The sequence below is a fragment of the Fibrella rubiginis genome (genome assembly GCF_017353185.1).
GTDB classification, from domain to species: Bacteria; Bacteroidota; Bacteroidia; order Cytophagales; family Spirosomataceae; genus Fibrella; species Fibrella rubiginis.
On the sequence record NZ_JAFMYV010000006.1, the window covers coordinates 204281 to 220612 of the forward strand.

Genomic DNA, 16332 nt, shown 5'->3' on the forward strand with positions numbered 1-16332 from the left:
AGTTATTGACCAATGACTGACAACCCGTATGCCCACGATTTGTTTGCTAGAGAGGATGGTATTTCTGGACGAAGCGGGCCAGTTCAATGTTACTCTGCGGGCCTACTTTTTTGTAAATGCTCTTGCGCAGAGTTTCCACGGCCCGTTCGGTAATGGCCAGCTTCTCGGAGATCTGACTGATCGTCATACCTTCGCTGATAAGCCGTACCACGTCTACTTCACGACCCGACAACGGGCTGGCCGCCGCCTGCGCTTTCTGTTTCTGGCGCATGGCCAAATAGGCAGCAGGCAAGTAAGGCTTCCCACTGGCTACAGTCTGGATAGCCGAAAATAACTCGTCACGACCATCACTCTTGAGGCAATAGCCAAGAGCACCGGCCTGTAACATTTGTTCAATAGTCAACCGATCATCCTGGGCCGAAATAGCTAACACTTGAGTACCAGGGTGTTGCCTTCGTACCAATCGGGTTATTTCGAACCCTGACGAATCCGGCAGATCGATATCAAACAATAGGACATCGGCGGGGGTGTGATCCAGAAATTCCAGTACATCCTGCCCGCTATGTAATACCTCCAACACTTCGTAGTCGGTGGTATCTTCGAGCAACGTCCAGATGCCTTCGGCGAACATCTGGTTGTCATCAACAATTAGCAGTTTTATTTGCATACCGCAAACGTAACAAATCGTTGACGCTACTTGTCTTGTATTTAGTAAAATAGCTTATTTTTTTCGCCGCTGAAACTGAATAAAGTGGGCAACCTGCTCGGCAGGCAAGGCGCGGGCAATGATTGTCTGGTCTTTATCGAGCACATACACAGTTGGTGTTTTGATCACGTCATACTGCCGCCGGTAGTCGTTACGGAACGTGAAATCATAGCCATTCACCCACCTTTGGATGCCAAATTCACGGATAAATTTCTGCCAGGTATCGGGGCTGTTGTCTACGGCGATGGCACAAAACTGAACGCCTTTGGCCGCAGAATCCTGCGAGAACTGGGTCAGTGCCGGCATTGAAGCACGGCAGTGCGTGCAGGTTGGATCATAGAAAAACAGCACTGTATAGTCAGCTCTAATTGCCTTTAAATCAATTGGTTGTTTCAGCGTGTCACTTACTGCTAATGTTGGGAAAGACTTGCCAACTAGCAGCGGCTTTACCGTTTCTATCCGTTTCCGAATATTGTCGACGGTGGTGGGGGCAGCGGCAGGCATCACGCCAGCTAGATAGTAGGTTTCGGCCATATGGACAAATACGCCGTCGGTGCCCATCAGGCGGGGTCGCTCATATTGACTGGTAATGTACCAGATGGCGTAGGAGAGTACCTCGCGGTTGGCGCGGGCCTTTTTCACGATCAAATCGGCACTACGGATAAGCGAATCAACTACGGGCGCGGTCAGGTCCTGCAGGTAGCGGTCAATCTTACGCTGAAAGATGGGCGTGCGGACTAATCGCTCATCGGCAAAGTCAATATTGTCCCAAAAATGGGTTTTGTAATAGCGGTACTGAAACGTGGAGTCGATCTTACCATTGGCGTTTTGGGGAGCCACAGGCACGTCGGGGTCGGCCATCATGCGCAGCAGTTTGCTCACAGCCGGTGTGCTATTTTTTGTTAAGAACTGCTGTTGAAACGCTCTGGCTTGGCCTTGAAGCTCGGCCAGTTCGCGTCTGAGCTTAATCCTGCTGATTCCGTCGTTGCGGAACCGCATCTGCAAGTCGATTCCTTTGGCCTCATCACCTAACCGTAGCATTTGTTGCTGATAGGTGTAAAACGCTTCATTATCAGGCGACCCGTTTACAACCATCTTTGCCACTAACCCCACCGTATCCGTTTCAAATGAAAAACGGGGTATTACAGGTTTGCTCGTCGCGGCAGAAGCGCCAAACAGAATTAGCTCCACCCGTTTGTTTTTCGGCCCAATCACCATGTACAGTCCGCCTGGCAAGTCTTTACCAGAAAAGACAAACCGCCCTGTGCTATCTATGCGGGCGGTGTCTTTGGGAATGTATTGATTGTAGCCAAAATAATGGGCCAGTACAGCCGTAGTGTCGCGCAAACCCCGGATTCGGCCTTCAATTCGGTATTCGTCAGCGGGTGCTGGCTGGGCCGCAACGGCCGTGGCAAGGCCTGTTACCAGGACCCAAAAAAGCAGAGTAGGTTTCATGGTTGTTGAGGTATATGGGCAACCTCAACGGGTCAGCGACAAAAAACGGGCCAAATCCGTTCAGCCGAGGGTTCCTCGGCTGAACGGAACCTGCCTTATCTCCCCGACGCTTTCGGTGCGGCAGCTTTGGCCGTACCAACCGGCTTAGACGCAGTTGCAGCGGCGGCCTGCTTTCGCGTAAAATTCAAGAAATCAGCCACTTGCTCAACGGGCAAAGCACGGGCAATAATCGCCCGGTTCTTATCAAGCACGTAAATGGTTGGTGTGGTGAAAACATCATACTGCCGCCGGAAGTCGATTTGTTGCTTATGGTCGTAGCCGTTAGTCCAGCCGGTAAGCTTAAACTCGCGGATGAATTTCTTCCAGTCGTCTACGTTATCTTCAATGGCAATGGCTACAAACTTCACGCCCTTTCCATCTGGTGAATCGGCGAAGGCTTTCAGTTTTGGAGCAGCTTCGCGGCAGTGACCGCAGTGAGGCGCGTAGAAAAAGAAAACGGTATAGGGCGCGCCCTGTGTGGCCGTCATGAGGTTAATCGGACGTGCCAGCGTATCGCCCACGGCAGGCAGGGGTAGCAATTTGCCTACCTGCAACGGCTTTAGCACTGCCACACGTTCAGCTACAGTCTTCAACGTAGCCGAATCAATGCCGGGCAACTCTTTGGTAAGCCAGTACTTTTCAATCATGTGCACAAACAATCCGTCGGTACCCAACACCTTAGGCCGTTCGTACTGACTCGTGATGTACCAGATCACATACGACTTCACGTCTTTGTTGGCACTGGCTTTTTTCACCAGGAAGTCGGCCTCCTTCGTTAGCGAATCAACCTGTTGCACAGTCAGTTCTTTCAAATAACGATCTATTTTGGGCTGGATCATGGATGTTCGTAGCATCCGGTCGTCACTAAAATCGAAGCCATCCCAGAAGTGATTTTTGTAGTAATTAAACTGCCAGAGTGAATCTGGTCGACCATTGGCGGCTTTTGGCGGCGTGGGTATTTCCGGGTCAGCCGAAGCACGCAGGATTTTAGTAGTAAAGAGCTTGTCATTTTTAGCCAAAAAATCAGCGCGGTATTGCCCGGCTTCTTTTTGCAACGCTTTCATCTGCTGCGCAGTTGCGTCTGTCTTAGGCTGCTTATCAAGCTTACGCATTTCATCGAACGTGCGCTTCAGTTGCTGCTTGTAATTGAAGAAAGCAACATTTTCTACCGAACCGTTCATCTTCATGTGCCCGTCAAGATCAGCGGTGTCCGTCTCGAATGAAAATTGCTGCTCGGTCAGCATCATGTCAAAATAACGTCCTTTTGGCATCACCACCAGATACAGCCCACCAGGCAGTGGCTTTTTACCCTGAAACACGAAATGGCCCGCCGCATCAACGCGGGCTGTATCTTTCGGCACGTAATGGGTTGCGTCATATTGGTAATGGGCCAGCACCACCGTAGTATCGGCAAGGCCCCGAATATGGCCCGCAATACGGTGTCCTGCTGTTGATTGTGCTGCTGGCGTTTGCGCCATGACCAGCCCCGGCATTAGCCCAAGTACCAGCCAACAAAGATTACGTAGGTTCATTCTACAAAGGTAAGTGTGATGTTACAGACTTCGGATACGTGTCTAAATCTGCCCACCAGATAACGTTTTATGTTCTATTTTTTGTCGAAAACGGCAGGGTATTTTCTAACACCCGCTGGACTACTGCTGGCGGCTTTGGTTAGTGCTTTGGCTTTCAAGTGGTACCGCCGACGGCTGATCTTAAGCGCGTTATGCCTCTACTGGCTGTTAGGCAACAGCTTTCTGGTCGATGAACTAGCTCGGGCATGGGAAATAAGCCCCACCACAGCCTTGCCTCCGCCCAACGCAACCAACCGCGTGGCCGTGGTACTCACGGGCGGCATGGTCAACGCCAGCTTGCCCGTAAGCCCCGCCCGACCTATGCTGGCCGGGCAGGCCGACCGACTTGGCCAGGTGCTATATCTCTACAAAACTCGACAGGTGAGCAAGATTCTAATTAGTGGAGGCAGCACGTCGTTGTTCTTTTTGGGTAGTGAAACCATGCATGAAGGGCAGCAGGCAATGGCCTTTCTGCACCTGGCGGGCGTGCCCGTGGCCGACCTGCTTTGGGAAACCCGGTCGCGCAACACCCGCGAAAACGCCCTATTTTCAGCTATGGTACTTCGTAATCGGTTTCACACAGACAACTGTATATTGGTTACGTCAGCGTTTCATATGCGCCGGGCTGAGGCTTGTTTTCGCAAAGCAGGCTTACACCCCCTCCCCTTTCCAGCAGCCTTTATCCAGCAACCCCGCAGCAGCGCAGGCTTTTCTGACCTGTTTGTTCCCCACGAACAAACCCTCGCCGAATCGCTACTCCTGATCCGCGAGCTTTTTGGCTATTTAGCTTACACAGTAGCGGGGTATGTGTGAGGTGCCATAACGAAACGAGGCACTAGCTTTCGCTGGTGCCTCGTTTTATCACTTTACTTGCTAGCAGCTAATTACGCATACGTATTCAGCATTACCGGCATTACCAGCATTAGAATTTCTTCGTCTTCCTCCTTATCGGCGGGGATAATCAGGCCAGCGCGGTTGGGGGCCGACATTTCGAGCGAGATCATTTTAGCACTCAGGTTGCTCAGCATTTCGGCCATCAGTTTGGCGTTGAAACCGATCTCCATGTCGTCGCCGTCATAGTCGCACATGAGCTTCTCGTTAGCTTCATTGGCGTAGTCAAGATCTTCGGCTGATATAGTCAGCGTGGGTGAAGAGCCATCCGGTCCGCCGGTGCGGTTGGCTTTCAACGACAACCGAATTTGGTGTGTGGTACGATTGGCGTAGATCATAATCCGCTTCAGTGAATTCAGCAGATCAGCACGGCCAATGGTCATCACGTTGGTATTATTGGCCGGAATCGCGTTTTCGTAATCCGGGAACCGCTCGTCGATCAGGCGGCAAATCAGTTGCGTTGAAGGAGCACCACCCGCCCCGAACGTGAACGAGGCATTAGCCTGGCTCAGGTCTACCTGCACGGGAACGCCCTCGGGCAAGGCCGCTTTCAGTAGTGACAGGGCTTTGCGCGGGATAATCAGTGACCGCTCAGCAGCGGGAGCGTTTGCCGTCGAGATATTGTTGCGGCGATACCGAATCAGGCGGTGGCCATCCGTGGCCACGAATGTTGCTGTGCCTGCACCCGCCGTATCAGCACTCAGCTGCAGGTAAACTCCCGTCATGGCCGGGCGCAGATCGTCGGTGCTGGTGGCGAAAACAGTGTTGTTGATTGCACTCAGCAATCCATCTGACGACAGTTCAACAGACAGGTTTTTGTTCACCGACGGTATCTTGGGGAAGTCAATTGGGTTTTCGCCCGAAATCTTGTACCGACCATTGTCGGTCAGAATCTCCGTGCCGAACGTCTCCGTATTAATATTGATCGTAATAGGTTGATCAGGCAAGCTCCGCAATGTGTCGAGCAGCAGTTTTGCCGGAATGGCGATGGCTCCTCCCTCCGACGCATCCACTGGAATCTGGGTGGTCATGGTCGTTTGCAGGTCCGAAGCCGTTACGGTTAGCATACCCGTGTTGTCATCCCCGGTGTCGATACGCAATAGGAAATTTTCCAGAATTGGAACAATCGGGTTAGCTGCTACTACCCCGTTGATAGTCAGCAGGTTTTTGAGCAGCACGGACGAAGAAACGAGGAATTTCATGCGATTAGGGCTTTAGCCAGTAAAAAGAGTATAAAACAAAAGTAGCAAAAAAACGCGCCCTTTCCGAAGCCATTTCTATCATTTGTCGGCATGTATTTTCTACGCATTTCGTCCGTAGGTACGGCGCCGAACAAACGTCCAGCAGAGACCAACAAGCGCTACCAAAACTAGTGGCCCCAGCACATTAAGCCCCTGCCAATAGACCCGTTCTGCCTTCACCCGAATGGCATCCAGCGGCCGCAACGGCACCACCCGTGCCCGCGCTGCAATCACGCCATTTGGGTCGGTAAGGTAGTCGAGCGCATTAAGCACGAAGTCTTTGTTAGCAAACTGATTGCGAGTGAAGCGGTCATAGCCAAGCGGTAGGGGCGTTTTTCGCTTGTAGTCCACATCATTAACAACCAGGTCACCATCAGCGCAGATTAAGATGCCCCCCGGTTTGCCCGTAGCCCGAAATGTTTTCGCCAGCGAATCGGGCAGAATCTGGTTGGCAAAAACGGACGAAAAGGCCCCTTCAAACAGCGCGCTCACCAATCGTGTGCCACTTGTATAAGTCTTGGGATCGGGTTGCTGCCGGGCCTCGTTATACGCAATCAGGGCGGGCACCTTGAGTACACTCGTGTATGGCGACGTTTGCACCAGCACCGTTTTACGAATACCCAGCGCCTGCACGGTGTCGAGTGTGCTGATGAACCGGCTATACAGCGCGTCAATGTTGCGGGTAATGGGACTACTGCCAAACGAATTCAGCACCGGGTAAAACCGCCACGGCACTAACTGTACGTTAGGCTTGTCGCCAATATTGCCCACGTTCAGTGGGATAACGGCACACGATAAATCTTTTACTACGTTCTGATTCACACGAGCACCCCACCGAAAAAACAGGTCGTTTAATCCCAGATCAAGTGGCTGTGCGAACGTGCCATCGCGGCTTACGCTGTCTACTCGCTGCCCATCGACAAAAAACAACGCGTGGCCACCATTCACAACATACTGGTCAATCTTGTACACCTCTTGCTCCGAAAAGGGGCGGTCAGGCTTAAGCACCAACAGGGCGTCGAGGTCGGTGAGGGGGCCGGGTTTGCTCAGATCGGCCAGGAAGAGATCGTACGTTTCCTGTATGGTGGCCAGCAGGTCCGAGAAGCGTTCGGGCGGCACCTGCGTATGGCCGAACAACAGCCCCACCCGCCGCCGACTACCCACCGGCTGCGTAATTCGCCTAATGGCAGATGACAACTGATATTCAACCCCTTCATACGACTGATTCAATTGCTCGGCAGGTGTGGCAGCCTTATTACCTTTCAGCAATAAGACGCCTACCTGCTTTCCCGCATAACTGACCACCGCCCCCGGCACAATCAATTGCTCGGTACGGGTGCCGCCTTCATTGGCAAATAAATTAGTGGGTTGAAGCCCGAGTTCAGCCAGTTTAGTGAGCCTTTGTTCTTGCTCGGTCTTTGAACCCGATAACGGGTTCACAAACCGGTAGCTTAACCTGGCACCCGCAATGGCCTCACTTTCTTCCAGATTCTCCTGAATGGCCGTCTCCAGTCGTTTAAAACCAGGCGGCAGATCACCTGTCAAAAACACGTCAATGTGTACTTGTTGAGGTAAGCTAGTCAGCAATGCCCGCGTTCCGTCAGAGAGGGTATACCGGCGGTCGGCCGTGAGGTCGATGCGCGTGTAGACAAACGCCGACAGTACATTCAGTAAAATCAGGCCAATCAAAACAGGCCAGATACGGTTCGCGTGCAATCGCATAATAGGTGATCAATCAGCTAGTTAGTCGGCCATTAACTGCACAAAATCATCGAACAGATAACGCGAGTCGTGCGGTCCGGGCGAGGCTTCGGGATGATATTGTACCGAGAAAGCAGGCTTGTCGGTTCGGCGAATGCCTTCGATGGTCTTGTCATTCAGGTTAACGTGCGTCACAGCTACATTCGCATGGTCCTGCACCTCATCGGCTTTCACGGCAAAACCATGATTTTGCGACGTTACCTCACATAGACCAGTGATCAGGTTCTTGACCGGATGGTTTAAGCCTCGATGGCCATTGTGCATTTTGTAAGTCGAAATACCGCTGGCCAGCGACAAAATCTGATGACCCAGGCAAATTCCAAAAAGAGGTTTATTGGTGTCCAGCACCTGCTTCACGGTCTCTACAGCGTAGGGCATAGCTGCTGGGTCGCCGGGGCCGTTGGAAATAAAGTAGCCGTCTGGATTCCAGGCTTGTAGTTCAGCAAATGATGTTTTCGCCGGAAATACTTTGCAATACGCACCCCGGTTAGCTAGATTTTGCACAATGCTTTTCTTCACACCTAAATCCAGTACCGCCACCTTGAATCGCTCAGGCACATCAACACTGCCTAATTCATAAGTCTCCTGCGTACAAACTTCCGATGACAGCTCCAGGCCATTCATGTCGGGTACTTTTGCCAGCTCGGCCAACAGCACAGCAGGGTCCAGAATAGCTGATGAAATAATACAATTCATCACACCCTTATCGCGGATGTGCCGTACTAGCTGCCGGGTGTCGATACCATGAATGCCCACAATATTGGCCTGCTCAAAATACTGCTGCAACGACTCGTCGGCCAGGTGTCGCGAATAAGTCTGCGAAAAGAAGTTGCACACCATACCCCGAATTTTCACCCCTGCCGACTCTTCCTCCAACCCAAGTTGAATACCGTAGTTACCGATATGAGACGTAGTGTTGATGATCACCTGACCAAAATAAGACGGGTCGGTATAGATCTCCTGGTAGCCGGTCATACCGGTATTAAAGCAAATTTCACCGCCGGCGGTGCCAATTTTTCCGAGCGCGTAACCGTGCAATACGGTACCATCCTGCAAAACCAGCAATGCGTCAGAATGCTGTGGCCGTGTCATGGGCAAGTATGTTTGTGGGTTGTTGAAAGGACTAAAAAAAAGGGTTAACCGATAAACGGCTAACCCAGTTTCTGTATAACGATTGGTTCGTTCACTACTCAGCCGATTCCGATTGTTCCTTACCGCCTTTGAGCCGGTCTGTCAACGCCTTGAATTCGTCCATTTTACCATCACGCAACAACGCTGCCTGTTCGTTCCAGGTCGACACGTCATGAACGTTGTACCGTGGACCAGCTTCCGTCAAAACAGCCTGTACAACTTCGTCACTCGCGTCGGCTAGTTGAGCAAACGTAGTGATACCAGCGTTGTTCATCAACTCAGCAATCTTGGGGCCAATACCTTCCACAATAGTCAGATCATCGCCACCGGCTGCAGGTGTCTGAGCAACAGGAGCCGCGTCAACGGCAGGCGTCTCATCTGTCACTACCTCCGCCGACGGTACGTCTTCAGCAGCAGGAGCAACGGCGGTACCGTCAGCCTTGCGGCCTGAACCACCCCGACGGCTACGGCGCGTTTTAGCAGTAGCCTGCTCAGTAGCAGCCGTTAACAGCGCTTCGTTGAAGTCAACTAGCTCGATCAGGCAAGTATCAGCACCGTCACCTTTGCGGGTACCCAGTTTAATGATACGTGTGTAACCACCGGGACGCGTCGCAATTTTGTCAGACACCTCACCGAACAGTTCTTTCATACCCTCTTTGTGATTAAGGGTTTTGAAGACAATCTTCCGATTTTGGTTGTTGTCTTCTTTGGCACGCGTCAGAATTGGCTCAACGAATTTGCGCAGCTCTTTCGCTTTTGCTACCGTCGTCTCAATCCGCTTGTGCATAATCAGCGAGACGGCCATGTTTGATAGCATGGCTTCGCGGTGCGAATGGGTCCGGCCGAGGTGATTATCTTTTTTACCGTGTCTCATTGTGAAATGAGTTCAAGGTATAGCGTCTAAAGTGTGATGCGATTCGTTGCCAAACGCTAAACTGTAGACATTAAACCTTAAACTACCTTTTAGTCTTCGTCTAAACGATATTTGGCTACGTCCATACCGAACGTCAAGCCTTTGTCAGCCACTAATTGCTCAAGTTCCGTCAACGACTTTTTGCCGAAGTTGCGGAACTTCATCATATCCGAGATCTCTAGCCGAACCAGATCACCCAGTGTACGTACCTCAGCTGACTTCAGGCAGTTGTACGCCCGCACAGATAGGTCCAGATCAGACAACGACGTCTTCAACAGCTTGCGCATATGCAGCATCTCTTCGTCTACCACGTTGTCTTCCTCCGGCTTCACCGTATCGAAGGTCATGGTTTGGTCAGAGAACAGCATGAAGTGTTGAATCAGGATATGAGCAGCACCCTTCAGCGCTTCCTCCGGGTGAATAGACCCATCCGTCTCAATGTCTAGAACCAACTTCTCATAGTCGGTCTTCTGTTCTACCCGTGTATTCTCAACGCCAAACTTGACGTTCTTAACGGGTGTGTAAACGGCATCCATGGGGATGTGACCAAACGGTAACTCGTTGGCCCGTGGCTCATCAGACGGAACATAGCCCCGGCCTTTTTCCACGAAAATCTCCATCTCCAGATCACGCGTATTGTCAATATGACAGATAACCAGTTCCGGATTCAGCACATCAAACGAAGCCGTAGCTTTCGTGATGTCACCTGCTTTCAGCACCGACTGTCCTTTGATATTGACCGTAATCTTGTTATCGACCATATCAGAGACCTTCTTGAAACGAACCATCTTCAGGTTCAGAATAATCTCTGTGACATCTTCAACCACGCCTTCTATCGAAGAGAATTCGTGCAACACGCCGGGAAACTTAACACTGGTGATGGCGTAGCCTTCCAGTGATGATAACAAAATGCGCCGTAACGCATTGCCAATCGTGACGCCGTATCCCTTTTCGAGAGGCTTAAACTCAAACACACCGTGAAAATCGTCGGATTTTTCCATGACGACTTTATCGGGCATTTGGAAAGCTAATATTGACATACGTTTTCGTGGTTAACAACCTAAAAAATAAGTGTACAGTGGGCGTTAATAGTTAGCAGAACGGAACACCCTCCAGCAGCGTACTGCTAACTATAACAGCTTACTGCTGACTATTACTTCGAGTACAATTCAACGATCAACTGTTCGTTGACGTTCTCAGGAATCTGGTCACGCTCGGGATAGCTGATAAACGTACCAGCCAATTGCTGCTGATCCCACTCCAACCAGTTATAACGCTTGGCGTTACGGGCTGACAAACTGGTCGTTACCGCTTCCAGCGACTTCGACTTTTCACGTACAGCGATGATCTGACCAGGCTTCAATGAGTAAGAGGCAATGTTAACCACTTCACCGTCGACTGTGACGTGTTTGTGCGAAACTAACTGACGGGCAGCCCGGCGTGTTGGAGCAATCCCTAACCGGTATACTGTGTTGTCCAAACGGGCTTCACACAGTTTCAACAGGTTTTCACCCGTGATACCTTCCTTGACAGCAGCGCGATGGAACAGACCCCGGAACTGGCGCTCCAGAATACCGTAGATATATTTTACTTTTTGTTTCGCCTGAAGTTGCTCGGCATACTCCGACGTTTTGCGCTTCCGGCCACGACCGTGCATACCGGGCGCATAATTTTTTTTCTGTAAGGCTTTGCTGGGTCCGAGAATCGGCTCACCAAACTTACGGGCAATTTTGGCCTTGGGGCCAGTGTAACGTGCCATTATGTGAAATGAATAATGTGAAACAAGGAACGGACACAACCCAATGTCGCCCGCTCGTATTCATCGCTGCGGCAACTACCTGACTGTTATAGATACTACGACAACCAAATACCTGCAAATCAACTGTACTTAAACGCGCCGACGCTTTGGTGGGCGGCAACCATTGTGTGGCAGGGGGGTAATGTCCCGAATTGTAGTTACCTCAATGCCGGTGTTTTGAATCGTGCGGATAGCTGATTCACGACCGGCGCCTGGTCCTTTTACAAAGACTTCTGCCTTACGCATGCCCAGTTCGTGAGCTACCTGTGCGCAATTTTGCGCCGCGGTTTGTGCCGCATAAGGGGTGTTCTTTTTCGACCCCCGGAAACCCATCTTACCAGCCGACGCCCATGAGATCACCTGACCGTTCATGTTCGTTACCGAAATGATGATATTGTTGAACGTAGCCCGAATGTGTACCTGACCAACTGATTCAACTACGACAATGCGTTTTTTCGCTTTATCCTTACGTTTTGCTTGTGCCATTTGCTTAGATAATCGTCATTCGGTCGTCATCTGTTAGTATGTCTGGTTTTTCGTTGTATCAACGAATCCCCATTAATAACCATCTAATGACAACCAATGACCATTGACTTATTTCGTTGCTTTCTTCTTGTTTGCAACCGTCTTACGCTTGCCTTTACGGGTACGTGAGTTGTTCTTGGTTTTCTGACCACGAACAGGTAACCCTTTACGGTGACGTAAACCACGATAGCAGCCAATGTCCATCAGACGTTTAATGTTGAGCTGCACTTCAGATTTCAGCGCCCCTTCCACCTTAAATTCGTTGCTGATTGCGTTACGAACGGCCGTCGATTCCTCGTCGTTCCACTCGCTCACTTTCTTGTTTTCGTCGATGCCAGCCTTAGCCAGGATCGTTTTCGCTGCGCTCCGACCGATACCATAGATGTACGTCAGCGAAATAGCGCCGCGCTTCTTATCGGGGATGTCAACACCTGCAATACGTGCCATGTGTGCTTAACCTTGTCTTTGTTTGTAACGGGGATTCTTTTTGTTGATCACGTAGAGCTTTCCCTTCCGACGGATCACGATGCAGTCTTCACTGCGCTTTTTAATCGACGCTTTGACTTTCATGGTCTGATTTGCGAATTACGATTTACGAAATACGATTTATCGAACACAGACAGGCTTTATTGAGCAAATCGAAATTCGTAAATCGCAATTCGTAAATCACTTGTACCGGTACACAATCCGCGCCTTACTCAAATCATAAGGCGACATTTCCAACTTTACACGGTCACCAGGCAAAATTTTGATGTAGTTCATCCGCATCTTACCTGATATGTGTGCAATCACCTCATGCTTGTTGGCTAGTTCGACCCGAAACATTGCGTTTGACAATGCTTCGAGAATAACGCCATCCTGTTCAATCGAATTCTGCTTTGCCATAGTTGCCTTAAACCGCAGCAGTCGCGTTCAACTCGATAGCTAAATTCGTGTTGGCCGTAACCGCTTCAATGTAATCAAACGTGGTAAGTACATCAGCTTTCCCTTTATGTACTGCCACAGTATGCTCAAAGTGGGCTGACGGTTTACGGTCGGCAGTGCGTATTGTCCAACCATCACGTTCCTGTACAACACCCTTCTTGCCAAAATTTATCATTGGCTCAATGGCTAGTACCATGCCATCTTTCAGCTTCACGCCCTGACCACGCTTTCCATAGTTTGGCACCTGAGGTTCTTCGTGCAAACTTGCTCCTACACCGTGCCCTACCAACTCACGTACTATCGTGTATCCATGATGCTCAGCATACGACTGAATTGCGTAGCCAATATCACCAATTCGATTGCCGTCAATAGCCTTCGCAATACCTACATACAGTGACTCTTTTGTACGCATCAACAGCTTGCGAACACTCAAACTTACTTCGCCAACCGGGTACGTATAAGCACTGTCGGCATGGTAGCCATTCTTATAAACACCACAGTCAACCGAGATAATGTCGCCGTCTTTCAGTTCATAATGGCTGGGGAAGCCATGTACCACCACTTCGTTGACAGAGATACATAGTGCACCCGGAAACCGAGTGGCTGTACCATTATTGAAGTCTAAAAACGAGGGAATGCCACCATTATCCTTTATGAACATCTGAGCAACAGCGTCAAGTTCCTTCGTAGTGATACCTGGTCGAATCAGCTTGGCTACTTCAGCATGAGCTTTGCCAAGCACCTGTCCATTCTGCCGAATGATCTCAACCTCCTCGTCGCTCCGCAAATAGATCATCCTACTAAAACAGATTAAACCGTCACTGCATCGGTTGTGCGACCCTTTACCCGACCTGATTTCATCAGTCCTTCGTAACGACGCATCAACAGATAGCTTTCGATTTGTTGCAGTGTATCCAGCACAACACCCACCATAATCAACAACGACGTGCCACCAAAGAAGGCAGCAAAGGCTGTTGTCATACCAAGCTTGCTGGCAAACGAAGGCAGGATAGCTACCATAGCCAGCATAACAGCACCAGGTAATGTAATGTGGTCAAGTACCGTCCCAATGTATTCTGAAGTAGCAATACCAGGCTTAACACCCGGAATAAAGCCACCACTACGCTTCATATCATCAGATATTTGGGTCGGATTGACCGAAATAGCCGTGTAGAAGAATGTGAACACGATGATTAGGAAAGCAAACAATAGGTTATACTGCCACGATGTATAATCACCAAATACGTTAGCGATGTTAGCGACCGTTTCACTTTTCTCTGCACCCAAACCAAACATGAAACCGGGAATGAACATCAACGCTTGCGCGAAGATGATGGGCATAACACCAGCAGCGTTTAACTTGAGCGGCAAATATTGACGCTGACCGCCCACTACTTTGTTGCCCACTACCTGTTTAGCATACTGAATTGGGATACGGCGAACAGCCTGCGTCAGCAATACAGCACCCATGATAACAAAGTACAACGCCACCATTTCGATAAAGAAAATGAAGATCTGCGATGTACCACGTGTTTGCGCTTCCCCTATGATTGCACCAGGAAAACGCGAAACGATACCGATCATGATAATCATTGATATACCATTTCCAATGCCCTTATCTGTGATGCGCTCTCCCAACCACATACAAAAGATTGTACCGGCTGTTAACAAGAACACAGAAGCTATGGTAAACAACGTGCGATCAATCATCATCGCTTCAACCGGGATGGTTGTCTGAATATACGTCACGGCCTGAACGGCGGTTACGAGAATAGTCAGCACCCGTGTGATTTGATTCAATTTCTTACGCCCTGATTCGCCTTCTTTCTGCATCTTCTGGAAATAAGGAAGTGCCAGTGTGAGCAGTTGAATAGCAATAGACGCAGAGATATAAGGCATAATGCCTAGCGCGAAAATAGATGCCTTGCTGAAGGCTCCACCCACGAACGCGTCGAGCAACCCTAATAACCCTTGCGGGCGTAGGTTTAGACGATCCGGATTTACGCCAGGAAGCACAATATGTGTTCCTAAACGGAAGACCGTTATAAACAACAAAGTGTTGAGGATACGAGTCCTCAACTCCTCTATTGAAAAAATATTCTTAATGGTCTCGATGAATCGGTTCATACAACGGGTAAGTTGCTACCGGTGGGTTTATTCGATGAGAAATTTAGGCAGCTTCCGGTGTTGCAGCTTTAGCAATTTGACTAATAATAGTCACTTTACCACCTGCTTGTTCAATTGCTTCTTTGGCTGAAGCAGAGAAGGCATGTGCCGACACCTCAATCGCTGATGTGATTTCACCACGGCTCAACACCTTGATCAGGTCTCTTTTGCCAGCGAAACCATGCTCTTGCAGAAATGCGAGATCAACAACGGCAGTGTTTGCATTGGTAGCCAACAATTGAAGCGTGTCCAGATTGATTGGCTTGTATTCAACGCGCGTAGGATTCTTGAAACCGAACTTCGGCAGGCGACGCTGAAGAGGCATTTGACCACCTTCGAAATTCAGCTTGCGGCTGTAGCCAGAGCGTGACTGAGCACCTTTGTGGCCACGGGTTGATGTTCCACCCATTCCGGAACCCTGACCGCGACCGACTCGCTTGCGCTGCTGAACTGACCCTTTTGCCGGCTTAATGTTATTAAGATTCATGTCAGTTAGAAATTAAATATGTTCGATTGTGACAAGGTGTTGCACCTTGTTGATTACCCCTGCAATGGATGGATTATATTCCAACACAATGCTCCGGTTGATCTTACCCAAACCCAATGACTGAATAGCCAGTTTCTGTGTTTTAGGGCGTTTGATGGTGCTACGCACCTGTGTGATTCGTACCTGTGCCATGCCTGCTTTTGGTTAACCGTTAAACACTTTCTTCAACGACACCTGGCGCTGGAATGCTACCTGATGAGGCAAACGCATCTTAATCAGCGCATCAATCGTAGCTTTCACTACGTTGTGCGGGTTCGATGAGCCTTTTGATTTGGCCAATACGTCATGGATACCAGCACTTTCCAGTACAGCACGCATAGCACCACCTGCAATAACACCCGTACCTGGAGCAGCAGGCTTCACCAACACGAAACCACCGCCAAAACGGCCTTCCATCTCATGGGGAACTGTGCGCTTCAGCAACGGAATCTGAAACAGGTTCTTCTTGGCGTCTTCTACGCCCTTAGTGATTGCGTCAGTAACCTCGTTGGCTTTGCCTAAGCCATAGCCAACTACTCCGTTACCGTCGCCAACTACTACGATGGCCGCAAAGCTGAAGCGACGACCACCTTTTACTACCTTGGCAACCCGGTTGATAGCTACAACGCGCTCTTTCAGGTCAGCCTCGTTCACTTTTGAAGGTCTTACGTTCGATACCATTCGT

At 50.0% G+C, this 16332-nt stretch carries 19 protein-coding genes; 1 reads left to right on the forward strand and 18 read right to left on the reverse strand.

Translation table 11 applies throughout. The features are described 5' to 3' along the window. Positions 1–46: 46 nt before the first annotated feature. From J2I47_RS13365 to J2I47_RS13375, 3 genes are all read right to left on the reverse strand, one after another. Complete coding sequence (locus J2I47_RS13365; protein WP_207365096.1) at positions 47–667, reverse strand: response regulator; 621 nt, start codon at positions 665–667, stop codon at positions 47–49. A gap of 54 nt (positions 668–721) precedes the next feature. Continuing rightward, positions 722–2161, reverse strand: coding sequence for a redoxin domain-containing protein (locus J2I47_RS13370; RefSeq protein ID WP_207365097.1), 1440 nt, complete (start codon positions 2159–2161; stop codon positions 722–724). Between the two features lie 95 nt (positions 2162–2256). Beyond that, entirely contained in the window at positions 2257–3732 is a 1476-nt protein-coding gene (locus J2I47_RS13375; RefSeq protein ID WP_207365098.1) for a DUF4369 domain-containing protein, read from the reverse strand. A 69-nt stretch (positions 3733–3801) separates the two neighbouring features. On the opposite strand from J2I47_RS13375, the gene J2I47_RS13380 reads away from it, so the two are divergent. After that, on the forward strand, positions 3802–4584 hold the full coding sequence (locus J2I47_RS13380; protein WP_207365099.1) for a YdcF family protein: 783 nt from the start codon (positions 3802–3804) through the stop codon (positions 4582–4584). A 71-nt stretch (positions 4585–4655) separates the two neighbouring features. On the opposite strand, the gene dnaN is transcribed toward J2I47_RS13380, so the two are convergent. The 15 genes from dnaN to rpsE all read right to left on the reverse strand — a co-directional run bounded on the left by dnaN (position 4656) and on the right by rpsE (position 16328). After that, positions 4656–5864 carry a DNA polymerase III subunit beta gene (gene dnaN, locus J2I47_RS13385; protein WP_207365100.1) on the reverse strand — a complete coding sequence of 403 codons (1209 nt, stop codon included), beginning with the start codon at positions 5862–5864 and terminating at the stop codon, positions 4656–4658. A 99-nt stretch (positions 5865–5963) separates the two neighbouring features. Continuing rightward, entirely contained in the window at positions 5964–7625 is a 1662-nt protein-coding gene (gldG, locus tag J2I47_RS13390; protein WP_207365101.1) for a gliding motility-associated ABC transporter substrate-binding protein GldG, read from the reverse strand. Between the two features lie 21 nt (positions 7626–7646). Next, entirely contained in the window at positions 7647–8756 is a 1110-nt protein-coding gene (gene carA, locus J2I47_RS13395) for a glutamine-hydrolyzing carbamoyl-phosphate synthase small subunit (protein WP_207365102.1), read from the reverse strand. A gap of 94 nt (positions 8757–8850) precedes the next feature. Continuing rightward, on the reverse strand, positions 8851–9669 hold the full coding sequence (gene rplQ / locus J2I47_RS13400) for a 50S ribosomal protein L17 (RefSeq protein WP_207365103.1): 819 nt from the start codon (positions 9667–9669) through the stop codon (positions 8851–8853). A gap of 89 nt (positions 9670–9758) precedes the next feature. Further along, positions 9759–10748: a DNA-directed RNA polymerase subunit alpha gene (locus J2I47_RS13405; protein WP_207336223.1), complete on the reverse strand. Its 990-nt coding sequence runs from the start codon at positions 10746–10748 to the stop codon at positions 9759–9761. 113 nt (positions 10749–10861) lie between these two features. After that, positions 10862–11467: a 30S ribosomal protein S4 gene (gene rpsD / locus J2I47_RS13410; RefSeq protein WP_207365104.1), complete on the reverse strand. Its 606-nt coding sequence runs from the start codon at positions 11465–11467 to the stop codon at positions 10862–10864. Between the two features lie 129 nt (positions 11468–11596). Continuing rightward, entirely contained in the window at positions 11597–11992 is a 396-nt protein-coding gene (rpsK, locus tag J2I47_RS13415; protein WP_207336221.1) for a 30S ribosomal protein S11, read from the reverse strand. A gap of 108 nt (positions 11993–12100) precedes the next feature. Beyond that, positions 12101–12478, reverse strand: a complete 378-nt coding sequence (gene rpsM, locus J2I47_RS13420; protein ID WP_207365105.1) for a 30S ribosomal protein S13 — start codon at positions 12476–12478, stop codon at positions 12101–12103. A gap of 6 nt (positions 12479–12484) precedes the next feature. Beyond that, the gene (gene ykgO / locus J2I47_RS13425; protein ID WP_009284800.1) at positions 12485–12601 is read right to left on the reverse strand and encodes a type B 50S ribosomal protein L36; all 117 of its coding nucleotides are present in this window, start codon (positions 12599–12601) and stop codon (positions 12485–12487) included. Positions 12602–12697: 96 nt separating this feature from the next. After that, positions 12698–12916: a translation initiation factor IF-1 gene (infA, locus tag J2I47_RS13430; protein ID WP_009284801.1), complete on the reverse strand. Its 219-nt coding sequence runs from the start codon at positions 12914–12916 to the stop codon at positions 12698–12700. Between the two features lie 7 nt (positions 12917–12923). Next, the gene (map, locus tag J2I47_RS13435; RefSeq protein ID WP_207365106.1) at positions 12924–13751 is read right to left on the reverse strand and encodes a type I methionyl aminopeptidase; all 828 of its coding nucleotides are present in this window, start codon (positions 13749–13751) and stop codon (positions 12924–12926) included. 14 nt (positions 13752–13765) lie between these two features. Beyond that, positions 13766–15082, reverse strand: a complete 1317-nt coding sequence (gene secY, locus J2I47_RS13440; RefSeq protein ID WP_207365107.1) for a preprotein translocase subunit SecY — start codon at positions 15080–15082, stop codon at positions 13766–13768. Positions 15083–15125: 43 nt separating this feature from the next. After that, positions 15126–15608 carry a 50S ribosomal protein L15 gene (gene rplO / locus J2I47_RS13445; RefSeq protein ID WP_207365108.1) on the reverse strand — a complete coding sequence of 161 codons (483 nt, stop codon included), beginning with the start codon at positions 15606–15608 and terminating at the stop codon, positions 15126–15128. 12 nt (positions 15609–15620) lie between these two features. Then, entirely contained in the window at positions 15621–15800 is a 180-nt protein-coding gene (rpmD, locus tag J2I47_RS13450; RefSeq protein ID WP_207365109.1) for a 50S ribosomal protein L30, read from the reverse strand. 12 nt (positions 15801–15812) lie between these two features. Beyond that, positions 15813–16328: a 30S ribosomal protein S5 gene (gene rpsE, locus J2I47_RS13455; protein WP_207336215.1), complete on the reverse strand. Its 516-nt coding sequence runs from the start codon at positions 16326–16328 to the stop codon at positions 15813–15815. Between the last annotated feature and the right edge of the window lie 4 nt (positions 16329–16332).

What these genes read in the sequence shown, in the direction of transcription:
- rplQ (WP_207365103.1), bottom strand. Translation starts at nt 9,669, where the DNA reads ATGAGACACGGTAAAAAAGATAATCACCTCGGCCGGACCCATTCGCAC.
- secY (WP_207365107.1), bottom strand. Translation starts at nt 15,082, where the DNA reads ATGAACCGATTCATCGAGACCATTAAGAATATTTTTTCAATAGAGGAG.
- rpsK (WP_207336221.1), bottom strand. Translation starts at nt 11,992, where the DNA reads ATGGCACAAGCAAAACGTAAGGATAAAGCGAAAAAACGCATTGTCGTA.
- rpmD (WP_207365109.1), bottom strand. Translation starts at nt 15,800, where the DNA reads ATGGCACAGGTACGAATCACACAGGTGCGTAGCACCATCAAACGCCCT.
- J2I47_RS13375 (WP_207365098.1), bottom strand. Translation starts at nt 3,732, where the DNA reads ATGAACCTACGTAATCTTTGTTGGCTGGTACTTGGGCTAATGCCGGGG.
- J2I47_RS13380 (WP_207365099.1), top strand. Translation starts at nt 3,802, where the DNA reads ATGTTCTATTTTTTGTCGAAAACGGCAGGGTATTTTCTAACACCCGCT.
- J2I47_RS13365 (WP_207365096.1), bottom strand. Translation starts at nt 667, where the DNA reads ATGCAAATAAAACTGCTAATTGTTGATGACAACCAGATGTTCGCCGAA.
- rpsE (WP_207336215.1), bottom strand. Translation starts at nt 16,328, where the DNA reads ATGGTATCGAACGTAAGACCTTCAAAAGTGAACGAGGCTGACCTGAAA.
- dnaN (WP_207365100.1), bottom strand. Translation starts at nt 5,864, where the DNA reads ATGAAATTCCTCGTTTCTTCGTCCGTGCTGCTCAAAAACCTGCTGACT.
- ykgO (WP_009284800.1), bottom strand. Translation starts at nt 12,601, where the DNA reads ATGAAAGTCAAAGCGTCGATTAAAAAGCGCAGTGAAGACTGCATCGTG.
- gldG (WP_207365101.1), bottom strand. Translation starts at nt 7,625, where the DNA reads ATGCGATTGCACGCGAACCGTATCTGGCCTGTTTTGATTGGCCTGATT.
- carA (WP_207365102.1), bottom strand. Translation starts at nt 8,756, where the DNA reads ATGACACGGCCACAGCATTCTGACGCATTGCTGGTTTTGCAGGATGGT.
- J2I47_RS13405 (WP_207336223.1), bottom strand. Translation starts at nt 10,748, where the DNA reads ATGTCAATATTAGCTTTCCAAATGCCCGATAAAGTCGTCATGGAAAAA.
- J2I47_RS13370 (WP_207365097.1), bottom strand. Translation starts at nt 2,161, where the DNA reads ATGAAACCTACTCTGCTTTTTTGGGTCCTGGTAACAGGCCTTGCCACG.
- rplO (WP_207365108.1), bottom strand. Translation starts at nt 15,608, where the DNA reads ATGAATCTTAATAACATTAAGCCGGCAAAAGGGTCAGTTCAGCAGCGC.
- rpsD (WP_207365104.1), bottom strand. Translation starts at nt 11,467, where the DNA reads ATGGCACGTTACACTGGCCCCAAGGCCAAAATTGCCCGTAAGTTTGGT.
- rpsM (WP_207365105.1), bottom strand. Translation starts at nt 12,478, where the DNA reads ATGGCACGTATTGCAGGTGTTGACATCCCCGATAAGAAGCGCGGCGCT.
- map (WP_207365106.1), bottom strand. Translation starts at nt 13,751, where the DNA reads ATGATCTATTTGCGGAGCGACGAGGAGGTTGAGATCATTCGGCAGAAT.
- infA (WP_009284801.1), bottom strand. Translation starts at nt 12,916, where the DNA reads ATGGCAAAGCAGAATTCGATTGAACAGGATGGCGTTATTCTCGAAGCA.